This is a genomic window from Oceanimonas sp. GK1 (assembly GCF_000243075.1).
GTDB lineage: Bacteria > Pseudomonadota > Gammaproteobacteria > Enterobacterales > Aeromonadaceae > Oceanimonas.
Genome location: NC_016745.1, coordinates 52,996 through 73,703, shown reverse-complemented (window position 1 = coordinate 73,703; position 20,708 = coordinate 52,996). Strand labels below are relative to the sequence as shown.

20 protein-coding genes are annotated in these 20,708 nt (G+C 61.4%); 6 read left to right on the top strand and 14 right to left on the bottom strand.

What is annotated here, in order from left to right; all coding sequences use genetic code 11:
- Positions 1–195: 195 nt before the first annotated feature.
- Positions 196–1,416, top strand: a complete 1,221-nt coding sequence (gene sstT / locus GU3_RS00365; RefSeq protein ID WP_014290566.1) for a serine/threonine transporter SstT — start codon at positions 196–198, stop codon at positions 1,414–1,416.
- 55 nt (positions 1,417–1,471) lie between these two features.
- Here sstT and GU3_RS00360 read toward each other — a convergent pair whose 3' ends face one another.
- The 6 genes from GU3_RS00360 to GU3_RS00335 all read right to left on the bottom strand — a co-directional run bounded on the left by GU3_RS00360 (position 1,472) and on the right by GU3_RS00335 (position 8,494).
- Positions 1,472–1,915 (bottom strand): universal stress protein, encoded by a 444-nt coding sequence (locus tag GU3_RS00360; protein WP_041542806.1) that lies wholly within the window; start codon positions 1,913–1,915, stop codon positions 1,472–1,474.
- Positions 1,916–1,948: 33 nt separating this feature from the next.
- On the bottom strand, positions 1,949–3,235 hold the full coding sequence (locus GU3_RS00355) for a TRAP transporter large permease (protein WP_041542804.1): 1,287 nt from the start codon (positions 3,233–3,235) through the stop codon (positions 1,949–1,951).
- 12 nt (positions 3,236–3,247) lie between these two features.
- Positions 3,248–3,844, bottom strand: coding sequence for a TRAP transporter small permease (locus GU3_RS00350; RefSeq protein WP_014290563.1), 597 nt, complete (start codon positions 3,842–3,844; stop codon positions 3,248–3,250).
- A gap of 62 nt (positions 3,845–3,906) precedes the next feature.
- Positions 3,907–4,929, bottom strand: coding sequence for a TRAP transporter substrate-binding protein DctP (dctP, locus tag GU3_RS00345; RefSeq protein ID WP_014290562.1), 1,023 nt, complete (start codon positions 4,927–4,929; stop codon positions 3,907–3,909).
- Positions 4,930–5,290: 361 nt separating this feature from the next.
- A complete protein-coding gene (locus tag GU3_RS00340; protein WP_014290561.1) occupies positions 5,291–6,043 on the bottom strand; it encodes a MipA/OmpV family protein in 753 nt (250 codons plus the stop codon).
- Between the two features lie 219 nt (positions 6,044–6,262).
- On the bottom strand, positions 6,263–8,494 hold the full coding sequence (locus GU3_RS00335) for an NADP-dependent isocitrate dehydrogenase (protein ID WP_014290560.1): 2,232 nt from the start codon (positions 8,492–8,494) through the stop codon (positions 6,263–6,265).
- A 336-nt stretch (positions 8,495–8,830) separates the two neighbouring features.
- On the opposite strand from GU3_RS00335, the gene GU3_RS00330 reads away from it, so the two are divergent.
- Complete coding sequence (locus GU3_RS00330) at positions 8,831–10,384, top strand: PAS domain-containing methyl-accepting chemotaxis protein (RefSeq protein WP_014290559.1); 1,554 nt, start codon at positions 8,831–8,833, stop codon at positions 10,382–10,384.
- 5 nt (positions 10,385–10,389) lie between these two features.
- Here the strand turns inward: GU3_RS00330 and GU3_RS00325 are convergent, their stop codons facing one another.
- The 6 genes from GU3_RS00325 to GU3_RS17425 are packed head-to-tail and all read right to left on the bottom strand — an operon-like array spanning position 10,390 to position 13,632.
- Positions 10,390–10,572 carry a zf-HC2 domain-containing protein gene (locus GU3_RS00325; protein ID WP_014290558.1) on the bottom strand — a complete coding sequence of 61 codons (183 nt, stop codon included), beginning with the start codon at positions 10,570–10,572 and terminating at the stop codon, positions 10,390–10,392.
- Positions 10,566–11,153, bottom strand: a complete 588-nt coding sequence (locus GU3_RS00320; protein ID WP_014290557.1) for a sigma-70 family RNA polymerase sigma factor — start codon at positions 11,151–11,153, stop codon at positions 10,566–10,568. Before GU3_RS00320 ends, GU3_RS00325 begins: the two co-directional genes overlap by 7 nt.
- 31 nt (positions 11,154–11,184) lie before the next feature.
- Complete coding sequence (locus GU3_RS00315; RefSeq protein ID WP_237711161.1) at positions 11,185–11,670, bottom strand: DoxX family protein; 486 nt, start codon at positions 11,668–11,670, stop codon at positions 11,185–11,187.
- Positions 11,667–12,425: a DNA-binding domain-containing protein gene (locus tag GU3_RS00310; RefSeq protein WP_014290555.1), complete on the bottom strand. Its 759-nt coding sequence runs from the start codon at positions 12,423–12,425 to the stop codon at positions 11,667–11,669. Before GU3_RS00310 ends, GU3_RS00315 begins: the two co-directional genes overlap by 4 nt.
- Positions 12,418–13,308: a DUF692 domain-containing protein gene (locus GU3_RS00305; RefSeq protein ID WP_014290554.1), complete on the bottom strand. Its 891-nt coding sequence runs from the start codon at positions 13,306–13,308 to the stop codon at positions 12,418–12,420. The genes GU3_RS00310 and GU3_RS00305 overlap by 8 nt, the downstream gene beginning before the upstream one ends.
- A 15-nt stretch (positions 13,309–13,323) precedes the next feature.
- Positions 13,324–13,632 (bottom strand): DUF2282 domain-containing protein, encoded by a 309-nt coding sequence (locus GU3_RS17425; RefSeq protein ID WP_014290553.1) that lies wholly within the window; start codon positions 13,630–13,632, stop codon positions 13,324–13,326.
- 180 nt (positions 13,633–13,812) lie between these two features.
- Here GU3_RS17425 and GU3_RS00295 point away from each other — a divergent pair, with 180 nt between their 5' ends.
- The 4 genes from GU3_RS00295 to GU3_RS00280 all read left to right on the top strand — a co-directional run bounded on the left by GU3_RS00295 (position 13,813) and on the right by GU3_RS00280 (position 18,625).
- Positions 13,813–14,523 carry a response regulator transcription factor gene (locus tag GU3_RS00295; RefSeq protein WP_014290552.1) on the top strand — a complete coding sequence of 237 codons (711 nt, stop codon included), beginning with the start codon at positions 13,813–13,815 and terminating at the stop codon, positions 14,521–14,523.
- A 150-nt stretch (positions 14,524–14,673) separates the two neighbouring features.
- The gene (locus GU3_RS00290) at positions 14,674–15,177 is read left to right on the top strand and encodes a hypothetical protein (protein WP_014290551.1); all 504 of its coding nucleotides are present in this window, start codon (positions 14,674–14,676) and stop codon (positions 15,175–15,177) included.
- On the top strand, positions 15,178–17,433 hold the full coding sequence (locus GU3_RS00285; protein ID WP_014290550.1) for a response regulator: 2,256 nt from the start codon (positions 15,178–15,180) through the stop codon (positions 17,431–17,433).
- Between the two features lie 10 nt (positions 17,434–17,443).
- A complete protein-coding gene (locus tag GU3_RS00280) occupies positions 17,444–18,625 on the top strand; it encodes an EAL domain-containing response regulator (RefSeq protein ID WP_014290549.1) in 1,182 nt (393 codons plus the stop codon).
- A gap of 29 nt (positions 18,626–18,654) precedes the next feature.
- Here GU3_RS00280 and GU3_RS00275 read toward each other — a convergent pair whose 3' ends face one another.
- Positions 18,655–20,013 (bottom strand): hypothetical protein, encoded by a 1,359-nt coding sequence (locus tag GU3_RS00275; protein WP_014290548.1) that lies wholly within the window; start codon positions 20,011–20,013, stop codon positions 18,655–18,657.
- Between the two features lie 72 nt (positions 20,014–20,085).
- Positions 20,086–20,646: a TetR/AcrR family transcriptional regulator gene (locus GU3_RS00270; protein WP_014290547.1), complete on the bottom strand. Its 561-nt coding sequence runs from the start codon at positions 20,644–20,646 to the stop codon at positions 20,086–20,088.
- Positions 20,647–20,708 lie beyond the last annotated feature (62 nt).

The window sequence follows — 20,708 nt, the reverse complement described above, 5'->3', positions numbered from 1 at the left end:
GTGAAGCGTGCTTTATAGCCTAGCAGGCAACACCAGTAAGGAGCCAAACGACAATTGTTCATGGCGGTTTGTTGGTCAAAGTTTGTGTATTGCGTTACAAAAATTCAACTTTTTGGTTTTTGGTTGGTTTTTTCTGCTATAAAGTTGCCCTTTATTTAGTGTATGAGATGGATTTTTCACCATCAAAGGATGACTATGAACCAAACCCAATCCCTGATGCTGCGCATGGTCTACGGCGGCAGCCTGGTAACCCGAATTCTGGTTGGTATCGTGGCCGGCTCCGCGCTGGCCGTACTGGCCCCCGACGTCGCTCAGTCTGCCGGCCTGCTTGGCAGTCTGTTTGTGGGCGCGCTCAAGGCGGTGGCTCCGGTACTGGTGTTCGTGCTGGTAATGTCGTCCATTGCCAACCACAAGAAAGGCGAGCAGACCAGCATCAAGCCCATTCTCTATCTCTACTTGCTGGGCACCTTTGCCGCCGCCCTCACCGCGGTGCTGCTGAGCTTTGCCTTTCCCACCGAGCTGGTGCTGGCCACTGCCGGCGGCGATGCGTCTCCGCCCGAGGGCATTGGCGAGGTGCTGCAGACCCTGGTGTTCAACGTGGTCGATAACCCGGTCAATGCGCTGCTCACCGGCAACTTTATCGGCGTGCTGGCCTGGGCGGTGGGCCTGGGACTGGCGTTTCACCATGCCGGCGACAGCACCAAGACCCTGCTGAACGACCTGTCCATGGGCGTGTCGGCCATCGTCAAGTTCGTGATCCGGTTGGCGCCGGTGGGTATCTTTGGCCTGGTGGCCAACACCATTGCCAGCACCGGCTTTGATGCGCTCTGGGGCTATGCCCAACTTCTGGCGGTGCTGCTCGGCGCCATGCTGATCATCGCCCTGGTGGTGAACCCGGTGCTGGTGTACCTGAAAATTGGCCGCAACCCTTATCCGCTGGTGTTCCGCTGCCTGCGGGAAAGCGGCGTGACCGCCTTCTTTACCCGCAGCTCCGCCGCTAACATTCCGGTCAACATGGAGCTGTGCAAAAAGCTCAAGCTGCATGAAGACACCTATTCCGTGTCCATTCCCCTGGGCGCCACCATCAACATGGGCGGTGCCGCCATTACCATTACCGTGCTGACCCTGGCGGCGGTGCACACCCTTGGCATTGAGGTGGATATCATGACCGCCCTGCTGCTGAGCGTGGTGGCCTCGGTGTCTGCCTGTGGCGCCTCGGGCGTGGCCGGCGGCTCGCTGCTGCTGATCCCCCTGGCCTGCAGCCTGTTTGGCATTCCCAATGAAATCGCCATGCAGGTGGTGGCGGTGGGCTTTATTATCGGGGTACTGCAAGACTCTGCTGAAACCGGTTTGAATAGCTCCACCGACGTGCTGTTTACCGCCGCGGCCTGCATGGCCGACGAGCAAAAGGGCTGAATACCCCCCCTGAGTGAAAAAAGGCCGGTGAGTGCAAACTCACCGGCCTTTTTGTTTACACTACCAGCACCGGGCACTTGGCGGCGCTGGTTACGCGGTGGGACACGCTGCCGAGCAGCATGCCCTCCTTGTCGCTGTGGGTGCCGCGGGTGCCCACCACGATCAGATCTGCGTCTTTCTCTTTGGCGAATTTGACGATCACCTTGGAAGGGCGGCCTCCGCGCACAAAGCCGCGCAGATGGGTGGCGCCCCGCGCCTGAGCGTGGGCCTTGGCATGGTTGACCACTTCCCGGGCATATTCCGACAGCACCTTGTCGGGAATATCCATTTCCGCCGGCCGGCCGATGGACAGGCTGGCCTCAAACAGGCTGTGGTGCTTGTAGACGCAAATCAGGAAGATTTCCGCCTCCGGCAACAACTGCTGTAACTGCACTGCCTTGTCCACCGCCCGCAAGGCGGTATCGGAGCCGTCCACGGCCACCACTATTCGCTTGAACACACTGCCTCCTTTCTCACTGTTCGGCGCCGGGCATCAGTCCGCAAAGGCCAGATCCCTGAAATAAAGCGCGATCTCCGGAAAGGCGATAATCAGCCCGGCGGCGGCCACCAGCATAAAGATAAAGGGCGGCGTGCCGCGAATGACTTCCAGATAGGGGCGCTTGAAAATGGCGATGGCGGTGAAGATGTCACAGCCAAAGGGCGGTGTGGCCGAGCCGATGGCCACCTGCAGGGTGATCAGTACCCCCACCAGCACCGGATCCAGGCCGGTGGACTGAATGGCCGGGGCAAAAATGGGCGTCAGCACCAGGATCACCACGATGGGATCCACGAACATGCAGGCAATAAAGAAGGCCACGCAAATGGCGATCAGCACACCGGTCGGGCCGGCCTCGTTCACCCCGACCGACTCCAGAATGGTCTGGGGCACCTGGGCGAACGACAATATCCAGGAAAAGCCGTTACCCACCGCCACCAGAATAAACACCACGGCGGTAATCAGCCCGGTGGACTTGGCGATGCGGTAAATGTCGGGCAGCTTGAGCGAGCGGAACACCACGAATTCCAGCAAAAAGGCGTAGAGCACGCAGACGGCGGCGGCCTCGGTGGGGCTGAAAATACCGCCGTAAATACCGCCGACGATGATCACCGGAAAAAACAGCGGCCACAGGGCCTCGCGCACCGCCACTCCCCGCTCGCGCCAGCTGGCTTTGGGCTCGGTGGGCACGCCGTTTTTGTGCGCGTAATACAGGCAATACAGCGAGAACATAAACAGGATCAACAGGCCCGGTCCGATACCGGCGATAAAGAGCTCGGCGATGGAGGTTTCCGAAATGACGCCGTAGATGATCATGCCGATGCTGGGTGGGATCAGAAAGGCGATGTCACTGGCATTGATGATCAGGGCCAGGGTAAAGGGATCGGAATAGCCGGCCTTGAGCATCTTGGGGCGCAGCGGCGAGCCCACCGCCACCACGGTGGCCTGGGTGGAGCCGGACACGGCACCGAACAGGGTGCAGGAGGTGGCGGTGCTGATGGCCAGCCCGCCCTTGATGTGACCGATAAAGGCCATCACCATGTTGATCAGCCGGTCGGCGGAGTGGCCCCGGGTCATGATGTCGGCGGCGAGAATAAACATGGGCACGGCGATCAGCGACGCCGGGCGAATGCCCCCCATCATTTGCTGAATAAAGGTGCCCATCTGGCCAAAGCCATCGAACATCATTACAAAGCCAACCACGGAGGCGGTGATCAGCGGAATCATCATGGGAAAGCCCAGCAGCAGCAGCCCAATCATGATCGACATTAACAGTGTTGCCATGGAGTTCGCCCTTTAGACTTCGGTTTCGGTGTCGCCATAGCCGTCCGGCACACCGGTCGACAGGTACACCCCCCGGCTGGTGATATTTTTGACGGCGGTCAGAAAATACTGAATGCCGGTAATGGCAAAGCCCACCGGTACCCACAGGTAAATCCACCAGATTTCAAAGCCCAATGCCGGCAGAATGCGGCCCCGGCCGTACAGGGTTTCGATATAGCCGTAGGCGTGGTAACAGAGAAAAAACATCACCACTGAGGTGAACAGGGCAATCAGCACCATGAGTCCTTTGCGCAGCTTCATCGGGAGGGAATCGTACAGGGCCGACATGCGAATATGGCGACCGTGGCGGGCGGCGTAGCCCAGGCCGGCAAAGGTGATAAGAATGATGAGTATGCGGTTGATTTCGCCGGAGAAGAAAAAGCCTTCGCCAAACACGAAGCGGGCAATGACATTGGCGCAGGTATTGATGGCCATCAGCAGCACCCCCGCTGCCAGCATCACGGCTTCAATGCGGGCTATCCACTCGTCTACCCAGCCCAGCACACCGGGCAGGCCCGAGGTGTAGCCGGCGGTATCGTCTTCGACGGTTTCCTGTTTTTTGTCAGACATTTCGTGCTCCCTGGCCGGAATAGGGGCCGAAAGAGAAAGGGGCGCGCACGCCCCGTTGTGATTTAGTTGCTAATTTTTTCAAGGTCTTGCTTAAAGGTATTGAGCAGCTCCTTGCCGCTGTCACCGGTCATTTCAATGAACTTGGCTTCCACCTGGGGCGCGCGGGCACGGAAGGCGGCGATCTGCTCTTCGTTCAGACGGGTGACGGTGACCTTGTCGCTGCTGCTGGTGATTTTTTTCAGCGAGCGTTCGGCCAGGCCGTCGATGTGGGTGAGGATTTCCTCAAAGGCGTAGTCGGCGGCCTTTTGCACCAGTTGCTTGTCTTCGTCCGACAGGCCGTTGTAGAAGTCCTGGTTGGCCATCATGGCGGTGGTAAACCAGCCGTGACCGGTGAAGATCAGGTTGGGGGACACTTCATACAAGCCGCCGGATTCGATCCAGAAAATGGGGTTCTCCTGTCCCTGAATCATATTGGTCTGCAGGGCACCGTATACCTCGCCCCAGGGCAGGGGGGTGGGGGTGGCGCCAAAGGCGGAGTAGGTTTCCGACAGCAGCGGGTTGGTCATGACTCGTACTTTCTTGTTCTTGAGCTGTTCCGGAGTGGTGATGGGCTCGTCCAGGGTCACCACGAACTCCCCTTCCGGGTACATCTGCAGCAGTTCCAGGCCTTTTTCTGCATACAGCGCCGGGAATTTTTCATTGATGGCCTCACTTTCACGGAAGAAGGTCACCACGTCTTCCATCTCGGTCGGCATCAGGTAGGGAATGAAGAAGATTTGGGCTTCCGGGATCAGGGCACCGGTAAAGCCGGGAGACTGGTTCACGAAGTTCAGAATGCCGGCCTGGGTCTGTTCCATGATGTCATCGGACTCGCCCAGTTCGCCGAAGCGGTAGATCTGCAGCTGGTGATCCGAGTTGTCTTCGATGTATTCCTTGAATTTGTAGGCGAACACATCCTGCACGTCGCCTTCGTATTCCTCGTGAGCGTAGCGCCAGGTATCGGCTTGGGCGGCGCCACAGGCGAACAGGGCCAGGGCCGAGAGGCCGGCCAGTTTGTTGAACTTGAATCCCTTTTGCATATCCATTTGATGCTCCGTTATGGTTTTGTGTTCTAACCTTAATCGCGTTTATAGACTGGCAAAATAAGCAAAAAGACGCAAGAAAAGGGGCGCGTACAAGTCCGTTTTGGTGAAGTTGCGCAAAAAGAGTATGGATGTGTTTAGTGGTTTATTTTGTGTTTTTTTGCCTTTATTTATTGGTTTTTTGATGGTTTTTGGCGTGTTTTTTCTTACCGTTCGGCAAGCATTTAACCCCCTTAAAAGATAGGGTTCAAAATGTTGTGGTGGTAACTAAATAGTTCATGGAGGCTGAAAAAAGCGTAGTCGCCGAACGGCAAAACAGGCAACCCGGGTTGCCTGTTTTTACTGCGCGGGAGCCGGGCGGGGCTCAGAAGTGGTAGCTCAGTACCATGCCCGCCAGAGCCTGAGTGGCGTCGCCGGCCTGGCGCACTATGGGGCTGTCTTTGGCATCCCCGGTCAGCTGGGTGACACCGGCAACCCCGGTGACCGACCAGTCGGGGGCAAAGCGGTAGTTGATATTGCCGCTGAACCCCAGGCGCCAGTAGCCGTCACCGGGCTCATAGCGAGTAAAGCCGCTGCGGGCGGCATCGCTGGCTGAAACCCGGAACAGGCTTTGGGTCCATTCCTTGCTGCTGTAGGTCAGGCTGGGACCGAATCCGGCGGTCCAGCCGGGGGCCAGCTGATCCCGCCAGCCGGCGCGCAGGGTCAGCTGGTAGCCATCCACATCGCCGCTCAGCGGGGTCTGGGCCTGCAGGCTCAGGCGCCAGAGGCCGGGCTGGTAGCTCAGGCGCAGGCCGCCGCTCAGGCCGTCGTCCACCTTGTCAAAGCGATGCAGATCGCCGTCGTTGTCCCGCCCGGGGAGGTAGCCCACAAAGGGGGACAGGGTCCAGTTCTGCTGCCGGTACAGGTTCCAGCCCAGGCCGTCGCGCCAGTTGAGGTAAAACAGCTCCCCATATCTGAGATTGGCATCCGGCAGCACTCTGGCCTTGTAGTCGTCGCTGCCCAGGTAATCGGGGGCCTGAGTGGCAGACACACCGATGCTGCCACTCCAGGACTGGGCCATGGCCGGCGCGGCCAGCAGTGGCAGGGTGGCGAGAGAATACATGATGGTTCGGTTCATAGAGGTGATGCTCCGAGGTTGCAAAGGGGTGTAAAGCCGCTCCCTGGCCAGGCCGAGGCAGGCCAAGGCCATTCCCGTCCTGATAAAAAAGACCACAGTGAGTCTATCATGAGCCCGTCTGCCCGGCGGGTGAAGGGCGCCCAGATTGGGCGAAGGTAAACTCTGGGCCATAAAAAAACCCGGCCGCAGCCGGGTTTTGAATAGGGAGTAACAAGGAACTTAGCCGTTCAGCTGGGCCAGAGTTTGGTTCAGGGTGGCGCTGGGACGCATCACCTGTTCCAGCTCGGCGGGGCTGGCGTGGTAGTAGCCGTGTACGCCGGCAGACTTGCCCTGCACCGCGTTCAGCTCTGCCACAATCTTGGCTTCGTTGTCGGCCAGGGCCTTGGCCAGGGGCGCGAAATGGGCGGCCAGCGCCTCGTCTTCGGTTTGCGCCGCCAGCTCCTGGGCCCAGTACAGGGCCAGGTAGAAGTGGCTGCCCCGGTTGTCCAGCTCACCGGCGCGGCGGGACGGCGACTTGCCGTTGTCCAGCAGCAGCTCGGTGGCCTTGTCCAGGCACTTGGCCAGCAGCTTGGCGCGGTCGTTGCCTTCCTTGATGCCCAGCTCTTCCAGGGAGACCGCCAGGGCCAGGAACTCACCCAGGGAGTCCCAGCGCAGGTGGTTTTCTTCCATCAGCTGCTGCACGTGCTTGGGCGCAGAGCCGCCGGCACCGGTCTCGTACATGCCGCCACCGGCCAGCATGGGCACGATGGACAGCATCTTGGCGGAGGTGCCCAGTTCCATGATGGGGAACAGATCGGTGAGGTAGTCACGCAGCACGTTGCCGGTCACCGAGATGGTGTCCTTGCCGCGCTTCATGCGCTCCATGGAGAAGCGGATGGCCTCGTTGTAGGACATGATATGAATGTCCAGACCGGTCAGATCGTGCTCCTGCAGGTAGGTGTTCACCTTCTTGCGCAGCTCGTTGTCGTGGGCACGCTCGTCGTCCAGCCAGAACACCGCCGGGGTGGCGGAGTTGCGGGCGCGGTTCACCGCCAGCTTGACCCAGTCGCGAATGGCCGCGTCCTTGGTCTGGCAGGCACGCCAGATGTCGCCTTTTTCCACCTCGTGCTGCATCAGCACCTCACCGGCTTCGTTCACCACGCGCATGGTGCCGTTTTCGGTCATTTCAAAGGTCTTGTCGTGGGAGCCGTATTCCTCGGCCTTCATCGCCATCAGGCCCACGTTGGATACCGAGCCCATGGTGCGCGGGTCGAAAGCGCCGTTGGTTTTGCAGAAGTTGATCACTTCCTGGTAGATGCGGGCATAGGTGGACTCGGGCATGACCGCCTTGGTGTCCTTCAGCTTGCCGTCGCGACCCCACATCTGGCCGGAGTTGCGGATCATGGCCGGCATGGAGGCGTCCACGATCACGTCGCTCGGCACGTGCAGGTTGGTAATGCCCTTGACCGAGTCGACCATGGCCATTTCCGGACGATGCTCGTAGCAGTCGTGAATGGCCTGCTCGATTTCTTCCTGGGTAGACTGGGGCAGGGTCTTGATCTTCTCCAGTACGCTGCTCATGCCGTTGTTGGGGTTGACGCCCAGCTCTTCAAACAACTTGCCGTACTTGTCGAACACTTCCTTGTAGAACACCTTGACCGCATGGCCGAACACGATGGGGTGAGACACCTTCATCATGGTGGCCTTGACGTGCAGGGACCACATCACGCCGGCATCCTTGCAGTCCTGCAGGGTCTGCTCAAAGAAGGCTTCCAGCGCCTTGGCGCTCATGAACATGCTGTCCAGCACTTCGCCGGCCTGCAGCGCCAGCTCTTTCTTCAGCTGGGGTTTGCCGTCCTGGCCGATGAACTCGATGCGCACGGTTTGCGCCTTGTCCATGGTCACGGACTGCTCGCTGGAGAAGAAATCACCGCCGTTCATGTAGTCGGCGTGGGAGCGCGACGCCTTGCTCCAGGCACCCATGGAGTGGGGGTATTTACGGGCAAAGGCCTTGACCGCGGCGGGAGCGCGACGGTCGGAGTTGCCCTGGCGCAGTACCGGGTTCACGGCGCTGCCGAGGATTTTGGAATAGGCTTCGCGAATGGCCTTGTCTTCGTCGGTTTTCGGCTCTTCCGGGAAATCGGGCACGTTATAACCCTGGGATTGCAGCTCCTTGATGCAGGCGCGCAGCTGCGGCACGGAGGCACTGATGTTGGGCAGCTTGATGATGTTGGCGTGGGGATCCTGCGTCAGCTTGCCCAGTTCGGCCAGACCGTCGGCAACCCGTTGCTCGTCGGTCAGGCGCTCCGGAAAGGCGGCCAGAACGCGGCCGGCCAGAGAAATGTCGCTCAGGGTGACATCAATGCCGGCGGCGTCGGTAAAGGTGCGAATGATGGGCAGCAAGGAGTAGGTGGCCAGTGCGGGGGCTTCGTCGGTCAGGGTATAGACGATGGTCGATGTTTTGTTGGTCATTATTTCCCTATTTCCCAGGTTGATGTTGGGGGAGCAGCGGCCGGGCCTGGTACCAGAGGGTATTCGGTACTGGCGCTCGACAGGAACCGCTGCGCGGAATTTCCGGCGCCCATTGTATGACACTTGGGCGGCGGGACTTAAGTGTTCGAGTTCAAATAAGAAAGAAATAGTCAGGGAGTTGCCGCGCGGGATAGGGCGCGTTTGGGTGTTTTATTTAAGTCCCGGCACATAAAAATGATATTCGGGTCAGGAAAAGCGCGGCGGGCGTCGTTATTCCTTATTATTCACGCGGGTTCGCCCGGGCGGCGAGTACCTGCAGTTGAGCAAGGATATGGCATGCGAAAAAACCTTCCCGTTACCGGCAATGAACGCACCTTTGATGCCAATGAACGGCTGGTGTCCACCACGGATATGGACGGCAAGATTCTTCACTGCAACGACGCCTTTGTGAACGTCAGCGGTTACAGCCGGGCAGAGCTGGTGGGTCAGCCCCATAACATCGTGCGCCATCCCGACATGCCGGCGGCCGCGTTCAAGGTGATGTGGGACCACCTCAAGGCGGGCAAGCCCTGGATGGGACTGGTAAAAAACCGCTGCAAGAATGGCGACTATTACTGGGTGGATGCCTATGTCTCTCCCATTACCGAAGATGGCGCCCTGGTGGGCTTTGAGTCGGTGCGGGCCTGCCCGGAGCGGGACGACGTGGCCCGGGCCGAGCGGCTCTATGCTCGGCTGCAGGCGGGCAAACGCCTGCCACGGCCAAACTGGCTCGGCAATCCCTGGGTGTGGCTGGGGGCGAGTCAGGGGGTGGCCGCCGGCCTGTTTCTGGCCGAATACATTCATGCAGCCATGACGCTGGAACTGTTGTCACTGGCGGCCTTTGGCGGCTGGGTGAGCCATCTGCATCGCCAGACCCTGCAGCGGCTGGACGAGCTGCTGGGGGGCGCCTTTCGCCACCAGCTTGCCATGCACACTCACAGCCGGGAGCAGGGCATGCCGGGCCGGCTGAAGGTGGGTATTCGCAGCGAACAGGCCCGCTTGATGGCCATAATTACCCGCATTGAAGACGCCGCCGGCCAGGTCAGCCACCGCTCCGACCATGGCCATGTGCAGTCCCGTCAGGCCCGGGACGGCATGGCCAGCCTGCGTCAGGAAACCGAACAGGTGGCCACCGCCATGAACGAGATGACCGCCACCATCAACGACGTGACCGCCCATGTGCAGGAAACCGCCAGCCAGGCCGACAGCGCCAGCCGCATGGCCCGCCAGGGGCTGGAGGTGGCCGGGGTGACCCGGGAGGCCATTGCCGGGCTGAAAACCACCGTCGACAACATCAGCGGCGAGGTGCAGCGGCTGGCGCAGCAGACCGCCGGCATTGCCCGGGTGGCGGGCATGATTGAAAGCCTGTCGGAGCAGACCAACCTGCTGGCGCTCAACGCCGCCATTGAGGCGGCCCGGGCTGGCGAGCAGGGGCGGGGCTTTGCGGTGGTGGCCGACGAGGTACGCCAGCTGGCGGCGCGGACCCGGGCGTCGACCAGGGAAATTCATCATATTGTGGCGGAGCTGACCGCTGGTGCCGGCGCCTCGGTGGACGTGGCCGAACAGGGCAAAATCAGCGCCGAGTCGGGGCTAGCCCGAGTGCTGGAAACCGAACATACCCTGAGCAGTATTGTCTCGGCGGTGTCCCGCATTGCTGATATGTCGCTGCAGATGGCCTCGGCGGTGGAGCAGCAGGCCCGGGTGGCGGAAGACATCAACCGGCAGGCGGTGCACATGGCCAGGCTGTCGGACACGGGGCTGGCCCAGTCGGACGCCGCCGCCAGCAGCCTGGTAGCATTACAGTCGGTGGCCACCGAGCTGCACGATCTGGTGCTGCGGCTCAAGCGCTGAGGTGGTTATTCGTCCTTGCGCCGGACATAGCGGCGGCTCAGCCGGCGCAGCACCGGCAACTGCTGCTGAAAGTGGTGGCAGGCGCGGCACATCAGGGTGTGTAGCCTGAGCGACAGCTTTTCCCGGGGAGTGAGGGGCCGCTCCTGGCTTTCGGACATCAGCCGGGTGGCCTGGCGACATTTCAGCATGAGCAGTCTCCTTCCCGTTGCCAGCGGTTTTCCAGGCATTCGCGCAGCCTGAGCCGGGCCCGGTACAGCAATACGTTGAGGTGGCTGACGGTGAGTGCCAGCTCGGCGCAGATTTCCGGGCTTTCCAGCCCCACAAATTCCCGCATCATGAACACTCTGGCCTGGCGCGCCGGCAGGCCGTCGAGACAGGCCTCGAAAATATGCCAGAAACGCTCGTCTTCCAGGCTGTCGTCGGGGGAGCTCCAGCGCATGGGGCGCTCTTCTCTGTGCCAGCGTCCGGCCTGGTTGAACAGGGTGTCTTCAAACGGCTGGTCGGCCTCGTCGCTCAGTTCGCTGACCGTGGTCAGCCGCTGGCGCTGGCGGAGCTGATCGGCAATCTTGTGCTTGAGAATGGCAAACACCCAGGTCTTGTAGGCGGCACGGCCATGAAAGGAGCCGGCGTAGCGAAAGGCCCCGAGCATGGCCTCCTGCACCGCGTCTTCCGCCGAGTGGGAGTCGCGCAGTTGCAGGGTGGCGAACTTCAGCAGTTGCAGGCGCAGTTGCTCGTTCAGCCCGGGTGAGGCATTCGAAGGCGTTGCCATGACGATCCTTGTCAGTGGGGTCTGATAGCAGTTAATCACAGCGCCTTCTGGTTAGCCAATGATCCAGTGACACCACGCCCGGTCCCCGGGCCACCAGCAACAACAGCACCGTGGCCCAGAGGCCGTGCAGCGGCCAGGCGCCCGGATACACCAGTAGCTGGATCACCAGGGTCATGCCAAGCAGTGCCAGTGCCGACAGCCGGGTGGCTAGACCCAACAACAGCAGCAAGGGAAACAGGTGTTCGGCACTGGCCGCCAGCAGGGCGGCCAGCTCCGGGGAAATCAGCGGCAGCCGGTACTCTTCCCGGAACAAAAACACCGCCGACGGGCTCAGGCTGGGCCAGCCGAGGCTGACTTCGCCGCTGACGATGTCGAGGGCGAAGTGGTCCACCTTGGTCTGGCCCGAGCGCCAGAACACGGCAGCGATGGAAAAACGGCCCAGCAGGGCGATCAGCGAATGGGGCAGTCGGTTCAGCCGCTCGCGCCAGGCGCACAGGGTGTGAGGGACATGCATCATGCTTCTCCCGTGAGGTCGAGGCCGGTGATGGCCTGATGGGCCAGCAGGCACTGCAGCAGATGGGCGGGATTAAAACCGGCATGCCGTTGTGCGGTCTGCTCCAGGGCCCTGCCCAGGCTGTGGCCGGCGAGCAGCAACGCCATAAAGTCCGCGTCGGCATCGTCGAGGCGCAGCAATGTCACCGACAGCTCCGGGCGCAGCAGCAATGCGTTTTCCGCGCTGGCGGGGGCAATGCTGCCAAGCGAGCCCTCGCCGTGATGGGCCAGCCACAGCGAGGCTAGCGCGAAGCGGGATCGCAGCAGGGCGCAGGCCGGACACAATTGCAGGCCGTGGCGGGCAAGCCGCTCGGGATCGGCCAGTAGCGCCTGCAGGGCCCCGGCGGTCACCGGGGTGGTGTCGGCGGCATGCTGCACCCGCTGTACGGTCAGCTCCAGCCGGGCCATGTCCGCCAGGTAGGGCACGGCAGCGGCGGGGGCGAAGTGTTCAATAAAGTCGGGCAGGGTGATGCCGTAGTCGGTGAGCAGGGGGGAGGCCGGCGGCGACTGCGCGATATAGACGCCCGCCATGGCGTTAAAAAAGTCTTCCCCCACCAGTTGCCGGCACACCGGAAACTGCGCCGCCAGCGCCTCGGTCAGCGATACTCGCACGTTATTGCGATAGACGTTGAAGCGGGCCTGCCGGCCGGGGTGAGGGGCAACTTCGGCGGGCACCGGCCGGGCCGGATCGAGCAGGGCATCGAGAAAGGCGTCATGCATGGCGGCGCTCCTCCGGTTGTCCAGCCTGGGCCAACAGCCGGCGAATCTGGTCGGTTTCAGCCAGCAGCTCGGTCAGGGCGGGCACGTTATTGTCACGCTCGAGCAGAGTGGGCAGCGGCCCGGTTTGCGCCAGCAGCCACTGGTACAACGCCCACACCGGCTCGGCCACCGGACTGCCGTGGCTGTCGATCAGCAGGCGGGCGCCGCTGTCGTCGGCTTGTTCGTCAAAGCCCGCCAGGTGCACCTCGCCCACCCGCTCCAGGGGCAGGGCCGCCATGTAGGCCCGGGCATCGCGGTCGTGATTGACCGCCGACACGTACAGGTTGTTCACATCCAGCAGCAGGCCGCAGCCGGTGCGGCGTACCGCTTCGCGGATAAAGTCGGTCTCATCCAGGGTGGACTCGGCAAAGGCGAGGTAGGTGGCGGGGTTTTCCAGTAAAATGGGACGCTGCAATAGCTGTTGCACCCGATCCACGTGATCGCACAACCGTTGCAGACTGGCGGGGGTGTAGGGCAGGGGCAGCAGATCATTGGCAACGCGGCCGCCCATGCCGGCCCAAGCGATGTGCTCCGATACCGCCTCGGGCTGGTAACGCGCAACCAGCCGCGCCAGCCGGGCCAGGTGGGCTTCATCGGGAGGCTCTGCACCGCCCAGCGACAGGCCCACCCCGTGCACCGACAGGGCATAGTGCTCACGAATCCGGCCCAGGTAGTGGTGGCGCGGGCCGCCGTCCACCATAAAGTTTTCGGCGTGGATCTCCACAAAGCCCAGCCTTGGACGGGTGTTCAGTATTGTTTCGGCGTGCTGCAGCTTGAGCCCCAGCCCGGCGTCGGCCGGCAGGCGGGAGGCACCGGCCGACGCTGTGTTTAACGCTGTGGTCATGGTGCCTCCTCAGGCTCAGGCGTTGACTTCCTCAAAGGCGTCCAGCTGGCCCTTGCCGGTGGGTGAGGTGGGAGAGTCGGTTTCCAGGCAGGTGCCGGCGGGCACCAGTTTCCAGGCATTGCCCTGGTAGTCGGTTTTGGCGGTGCCGGCGCAGGTGGTGCCGGGGCCGGCGGCGCAATCGTTCTGGCCGGCCAGGGCCACGCCGTAGCATTTTTCCATTTCGTGCTCGGCGCCGGCGTGGTTGTCGGCCAGGGCGGGAGCGGAAGCGGCGAGGGCGCTGCTCAGGGCAAAGGCGAGGGTGGTGGCGGTGTTGACCTTGTTCATGGTGATGATCCTTCTGTTTGTGAATGAGCGTAAAAACGGCGTTTACCGTCTCTACACCTTAGTTGGTCGAAGGACAGGGGGCCGTTATTACAGGTTTTTTACCTTTAATTTGAAGGCGATCGACTCGGGTGTGGCCCCGATTAGATATAGTCCGCACAAGATCAGCCGAAGGGAGGGGGTATGGATCGTCACGCCTGTGCAACGAAACGGGAGCCCACGGTTGCCATTGTCGAGGATGACAGGGATCAACGGGATTATCTGCGCCTTTGCCTTGAGCCCGATTACCGGCTTAACAGTTACTCGAACGCCACCGCCTTTGTGCGCTCCCTGTCCCGCTGCGTGCCTGATGTGGTGCTGCTGGACTGGCACCTGCCCGACATGACCGGCATTGAGCTGCTTCTCCAGTTGCGTCGCCAGGGACATCACCTGCTGGCCATGGTGATCACGGCCAGAAATGATGAAGACAGCCTGATCACGGCCTTTGAAGCCGGGGCCAATGATTTTATCGCCAAACCGGTGCGTATTGGCGAGCTGAAGGCCAGGGTAAGGGCCCTGGCCCGGCGTGCCGTGGCAACCACGCTGGATACGCCTTGTCAGGTGGGCGCGTATCGGCTGGACATGGAGCCCCGTCAGCTGTGTCTTAATGGACAGCAGGTGCCCCTGACCAATCGCGAGTTTGACCTCGCCGCCCTGCTGTTTCAGCGTCAGGGCGAGTTGCTGCACCGGGAAACCCTGCTGCGCTCGGTGTGGGGCATGGAGGACGGTGTCGGTACCCGGACCCTGGATACGCACATGTCCCGGCTACGCAAGAAACTCGCGCTCAGCGGGGAGTTTGGTCTGCGCTTGCGTTCGGTGTACCAGTTGGGTTACCGGCTGGAAAAAACGGCCTGATCGGGGCCCGAACAACAGAGAGAGTATGATGGCCGCGGCGCGGCCGCAAAAAACGCGCGACGTCGACCGTCAGGACACATTTGTTCACATTGTTGCGGTGAACACCTTTATATAATCCCCGCCCGTGTTCAACTGAACGGAATCCTTCCCATGTCCAAGTCCCTTGCCGCCGGCATGATACTGCTGATGTTTTCTGCCGCTGCCGCTGCCGCGGCGCTGGAGCCTCCCCGGGAGCGGGTGTTGCTGAGCGTGTCCGGCGCCATCACCGAGTCCAATACCGCCAATGGTGTGGCCGAGTTTGACCGGACCATGCTGCAGGCCCTGCCCCAGCGTGACACCAAGACCCGTACCCCCTGGTATGATGACGTTTCCACCTTCTCTGGCCCCTTGCTGCGGGCACTGCTGCAGGCGGTGGGGGCGACCGGCAGCAGCCTGCGGGTGATTGCCCTGAACGATTATGAAGTCACGGTACCGATACGGGACGTGGATGACTACGAGGTGATTCTGGCCATGAGCCGTAACGGCCGGACACTGAGTGTGCGCGAGCACGGGCCGCTGTTTATCATCTATCCCTTTGATGAGCATCCCGAGCTGATGACGGAAAGCATTCTGACCCGCTCCGTCTGGCAGATAAAAGAAATCGTTGTCGAATAAATGCCAAAGCTCCCCTTGCGTATCAAGCTGTCCGCGCTGGCGGCGGTGCTCTGTTTTGTGGCCGTGATGGTGATTGGCGGTGTGCTGGCGTGGAATCAGCACATCTTTAAAAACCGGCTGATTGAGGACGGTGTCTGGCATGTGTACCAGCTTGACCGTGAAATCGCCAAGCTAAGGCTGGCCCTGGCCCGGCGCTCCAGCGTACCGGCCGATGAGTTGATATTACAACTGGACATTCTTTACAGCCGCATCATGCTGTTTCGCCAGGGACAGGTATCGCGCTTGATGGAGCGGGTGGAGGGCGGCCCGCAGCTGGCGAACGAGATCATGGCCGCTATCGATGCCGTGGATCGGGACTTTGGGCAGTGGCAGGACGACGGCTTTAACGAGCATGCCGGGCTGATTGAGCGGATCAATCAACAACTGGCCCAGGCCCAGACCGGCAGTGAACAGTTGTTGCTCAAGGCCAACCGGTTTGTCTATCAGCTTAAAAGCGGGGAATACGAAACCAGCATTCGGTTGTACGGTTATACCTGCGCCTTGCTGCTGTTCATGAGCCTGTCCATTGTCATGGTGCTGCGCAACCTGCTCAAGGAGCACCGCCTCAACAGTGAAAAACGCCAGGAGCTGGAGCAACTGACGGCTCAGTTGAGTTTGGCGGCGGAAAAGGCCAGTCTTGCCAGCAAGGCCAAGTCGGAATTTCTGGCCACCATGAGCCATGAAATCCGCACCCCGATGAATGCCATTATCGGTCTGTCCGGCCTGTTGCTGGAACAGCCCCTTGACGAACGCAGCCGTTATTACGGGGCCACCATAAAAAGCAGCGCCGATCTGTTGCTTCACCTGATCAATGACATTCTTGACTATTCCAAGGTCGAGGCCGGCAAACTGGCCATTCATCCTGTTCCCATGTCGCTGCAGGCCGAGGTGAAGGGGTTGCAGGCCATGTTCAGCATTCGGGACAACGCCGACAGGGTAGACTTTGTCTGCGATATCGACGAAACGGTGCCGGACAGCCTGTATTACGACGTGGACCGAGTGCGTCAGGTGTTGATTAACCTGCTCTCCAATGCCTTCAAATTTACCGACAGCGGCCGGGTGACATTACGCATCGAGCCGGTGGACGGAGCGCGCCTGCGCTTTGCCGTGTACGACACCGGTGTCGGCATAGTGCGCGAACAGCAGGACCGCATCTTCAATTCCTTTATGCAGGTGGATTCATCCAGCGCACGGCGTTACGGCGGTACCGGGCTGGGCCTGGCCATCAGCAAACGGCTGGTGGAAGCCATGGCGGGAAATATCGGTTTTTACAGCGAGCCCAGGCTGGGCAGTCACTTCTGGTTTGAGCTGCCGCTGAGCCCGGCGCCGGCCGGCATGGACCAGCCAGCGCCCTCCGCCCTTGCGCCCTCCATGGCGGAGGCGAGCCTGTTGCTGGTGGAAGACAATGCCGTCAATCAGGAAGTTGCCCGCGCCCTGCTGGAGAAAATGGGGCTGGAGGTAACGGTGGCGGACGGCGGTGAAGCGGCGCTGCAGCTGTGCCGGGAGCAGCGTTTCGACCTGGTCTTGATGGACATCCAAATGCCCGGCATGGACGGCATGGAAACGGTACGCCAGTTGCGGTGTCAGCCAGAGGGGGCAGGCCTGCCGATCATCGCCATGACCGCCAATGTCATGCCGGGGGAGCGGGAACGCTGCCTGGCCGCCGGCATGGACGACTACCTGAGCAAGCCGGTGAACCCCGAGATCCTGCGGCGCATGCTGGCCGGCTATCTTCCCGTGGCGGCGCCCGGTGAGCCGGCGGCGGCCACCAGCGAGGTCATTTCGCTGCACCGGCTCTCTGTTTGCCGTAATGGTCAGCCAGCCGGCGAGCTGCTGGATGTAGAGATGCTGGAAAGCCTGTTCGAGGGGCTGGGGGGCGATAGCATGGAGCATCTGTTTGCCATGTTTTTTACGCGTCTGGACGAGCGTTGCGAAGCCCTGCGGCAGGCGGCGGGGCAGGAGGATGGCCAGGCCCTGAGTCGAGAGTTGCACTCACTGAAAGGGGCGGCCGGCACCCTGGGGTTGAGCAGCATCAGCAGGCTGGCACAGGAATACGAGCATCGCGTTGAGCGGCAGCATGCCGTGGTGCCGGAGCAACTGCTGACCACGCTGGAGGAACTCAGATCCCGCTCCGAGCAGGCGCTGGCGCAGTGGACTACGGCCCGAGTGGCGCAGCATCGGGATAACAGACGGACGGGTGACACAGAAGCACCTTAGGGATGATCTTATGGCGTTAACTATCACGGTCATCGATGATGACATTGAAATCAGAACCCTGGCCAGAATGCTGCTGGAAAAAAAGGGGCATACCGTGGAGGGCTTTGCCTCGCTGAACGAGGCCAGCCTTCACCTGGCAAGTGAAAAAGTGGATTTGCTGATCCTCGATCTCAACCTGGGTCGCCGGGACGGGCTGGAGGTGCTGCAGTACCTGAACCGCATTCGGCTGGTTTCGCCGGTGCTGCTGATCAGCAGTTGTGATGCCCGTACCGCGCAGAGCGTGATTCGGGTTGGCCAGGCCAGTGGGCTGAACATGATCGGCTTTTTGCCCAAACCGCTCAAACTGCCCGACTTGACGACCCTGGTGGCGCAGCTTGATCGGGTCTCCAACCCGGTCAGTCACGACGCGCTGAACCTGGCGCTTGAAAACGAACACTTTTTTCTGATGTATCAGCCCAAGATTGATCTGGTGTCATGCCGGCCGGTATCGGTCGAGGCCCTGCTGCGCTGGAAGGATCCCGAGCTTGGGGTGATTCCGCCGGACAAGTTTATTCGTTTTGCCGAAACCCATGGCCATATTGCGCCCATCACCTGGTGGGTCATGGACGTGGCGCTGGCGCAACTGGCCCGCTGGCAGGCCACCGGGATTCGGGTAAGCATGGCGATTAACATGTCGGCAGTGCTGTTTTCGCGTACCGATGTGTGTGATATCACGACGCGCCTGCTGGATGAGCATGGCATAGAGCCGTCCCAGCTGACGCTGGAGCTGACGGAGACCGCCGAGGTGGGCAACCTGATGCTGGGGCTGGAAACCATGACCCGGCTGAGGATCATGGGGGTCGACCTGTCCCTGGACGACTTTGGCACCGGTCATGCTTCTTTCAATCAGCTCTATCAGATCCCCTTCAGTGAGCTCAAGGTCGATCGTCTGTTCGTGAGCAAGATAGAGCAGGACCACAATGCCTGTGCCATCGTCAGAAATATCATCAGCCTGGGGCAATCCCTGGGCATGCGGGTGGTGGCGGAAGGGATTGAAACCGAGCGCCAGCAGCAGATGCTGGTGGAAATGGGGTGCGAGCAGGGCCAGGGCTACGTCATTGGCAAACCGATGACGGCTACGGATTTCGAAAGCTGGTTTGCCAGGCATGCCTCCTTACCCACTCCCCTGCGCCAGATCAAACGACACGCCTGACGGGCCCCTGTGCCCGGGCCCGAGTGTTGTTATGGGCGCCGGGACTGGGGAATTTCCTCCACCTCCACGATTTTGGAGCGGCTGACCACCACCTTCCAGCGTTGCAGTACCGGCGGCTTCTGGCCCTGCACCTCGCGGGTGATCAGGTTGAACAGATAGCGCTTTTCCACCGGCTGACGGGAGACCTGGTTGTCTTTCAGCTGGTATACATGGTGGGAGCCCTTCTCCATCAGCCGGGCCAGCAGGGCCAGATCCAGCTGCAGGCTCTCCCGGGTCTGCTCATAGCCGGTCAGAAAGCGGGTGGGCAGCATGCGCGAGTGGCTGCCGTAGTGCATCACCACTTCTTCCCGCTGGCTGATGTTGGCCCGGCGAACGGCGCGCACGTCGTCGGGCACCCGGGACGGGCGCTGATAGTCGAACCACTCCAGCTGGCGCCCCACCAATTGCGTGCTGTGCACATCAAAGTATTGCCGCCGCCACTTGGGCCGGCCCTTGCGCAGCCAGCGCCACAGGGTGTTGCGCAGATCGTCTTTGAACAGCTCGCGCAGGGCGTACAGCAGGGCCAGGGCGAAAATCACCATCATGGAAATACCGCCCAGGGTTTCGCGCACCTCGTAGGCGGCCAGCGACACCGTGGTCATCACCACGGCGGTGACCACCGCCTTGAGCAGCTTCTGCTCGCCGCCGCCCAGCTCCCGAGTGCGTTCCTTGAGGGTTACCGGATATTCAATCAGCCGGCGCAGCAGCCGCATCTTGTTGGAAATGCGCGACAGCGAGTCGTTGGCGTGGGCGGTGTTGTACTGGTTGTCGATGCGGTGCTGGCGCTCAATGGCGCCCACTTCCAGCAGCAGCGATTTGACGTTTTTATAATCGCCGTTGCGGGGCAGGTGGGCCACCAGCGACAGTAGCCGCTGTTCGGTGAACCAGGACACATAGTTGTCGATATTGGCGTAGTACTTGCGCAGGGTGTCGTCGCTCGGCACCCGGCGGCGCAGCCGGCCGAGAATGTCCTGGGCCAGGGCGACGACCTCCTCCACTTCCGCCTGGGACACGGTGTCCATGCGGTGGCGCAGCTCATGGCAGGATTGCTCCAGCCCCACCACATACTGGTAGCCATAGAGGCTCAGGCTCAACCGGTATTGTTCCGGCGTGAGTTTGCCGCGCTCGGCCAGCCGGCTGTGCACCAGCGGCAGGTGGGGCCGATCGCTGAAATAGGTGCGGCTGCTGTGAATGGCGTTGTGGTAAAAGTGTTCTTCCGGCACGACGTGGCTGTTCAGCCCCAGCTCGCCGGGCACGAACAGATAGAGATCCAGCCGGTGCTCGGTGGCTTCCCGTAAAATACGTGAGAGCCTGAGGATGTGGCCGTCCTTGCGTTCAGCGGTGATCACGAAATATGGCTTTCCCAGTCAAAACAGGGTGTTGTGGTTATGCTACTCCCACAGGCCGGGGGCCGAAAGGGTTTATTGCAGCAGCCGGCCGGTACGGGCAAGCAGGCCGTGGACCAGGGTACGGGTGGTGTTGAGGTGGTCGCTGGTGTCCACCATAAAGCTGGCCATGGCGGTGAGGTAGATGCCGGTGAGCGCCACTTCCCCCGCCGAGCGGTGCAGGCCGCCGGCCTGCCAGTCGGCGGCTTCCAGCAGCCACTGCACGGTGCGGCTGATGCGGGTAATACCGTGGGCCTGCAGATGCAGGTGACCAGGCTCCAGCTTGTAGCCCAGCATCTCCCTGACCAGATGGCGGTAGGGTGCCAGGTAGTCGAGCCAGACCATGATGCCGGTGAGCAGCCGCTCATGCATGGGCTCCTGCGGGTCCAGTGGCAGGCTGAGCAGGGCCTGGTCGGCCCGGTCGAACAGGGCCTCGGCCAGGTCATCCCGGGAGCGAAAATACCGGCTCAGCTCCGCCAGGCTCAGCTCCCGGGCGTCGGCCAGTTCGTACAGGCTGAAGCCGTGCCAGCCCCGGTGCAGGGCCAGGTGCAGGGCGGTGTCGAGAAGGGCATCCCGTTCGGCGCTGAGGTGGGTCATGGTGAACTCCGGCTGAAAGACTGTTGTTCAGTATAGAAGGCCCGGAATAAGAAAACGGGCCG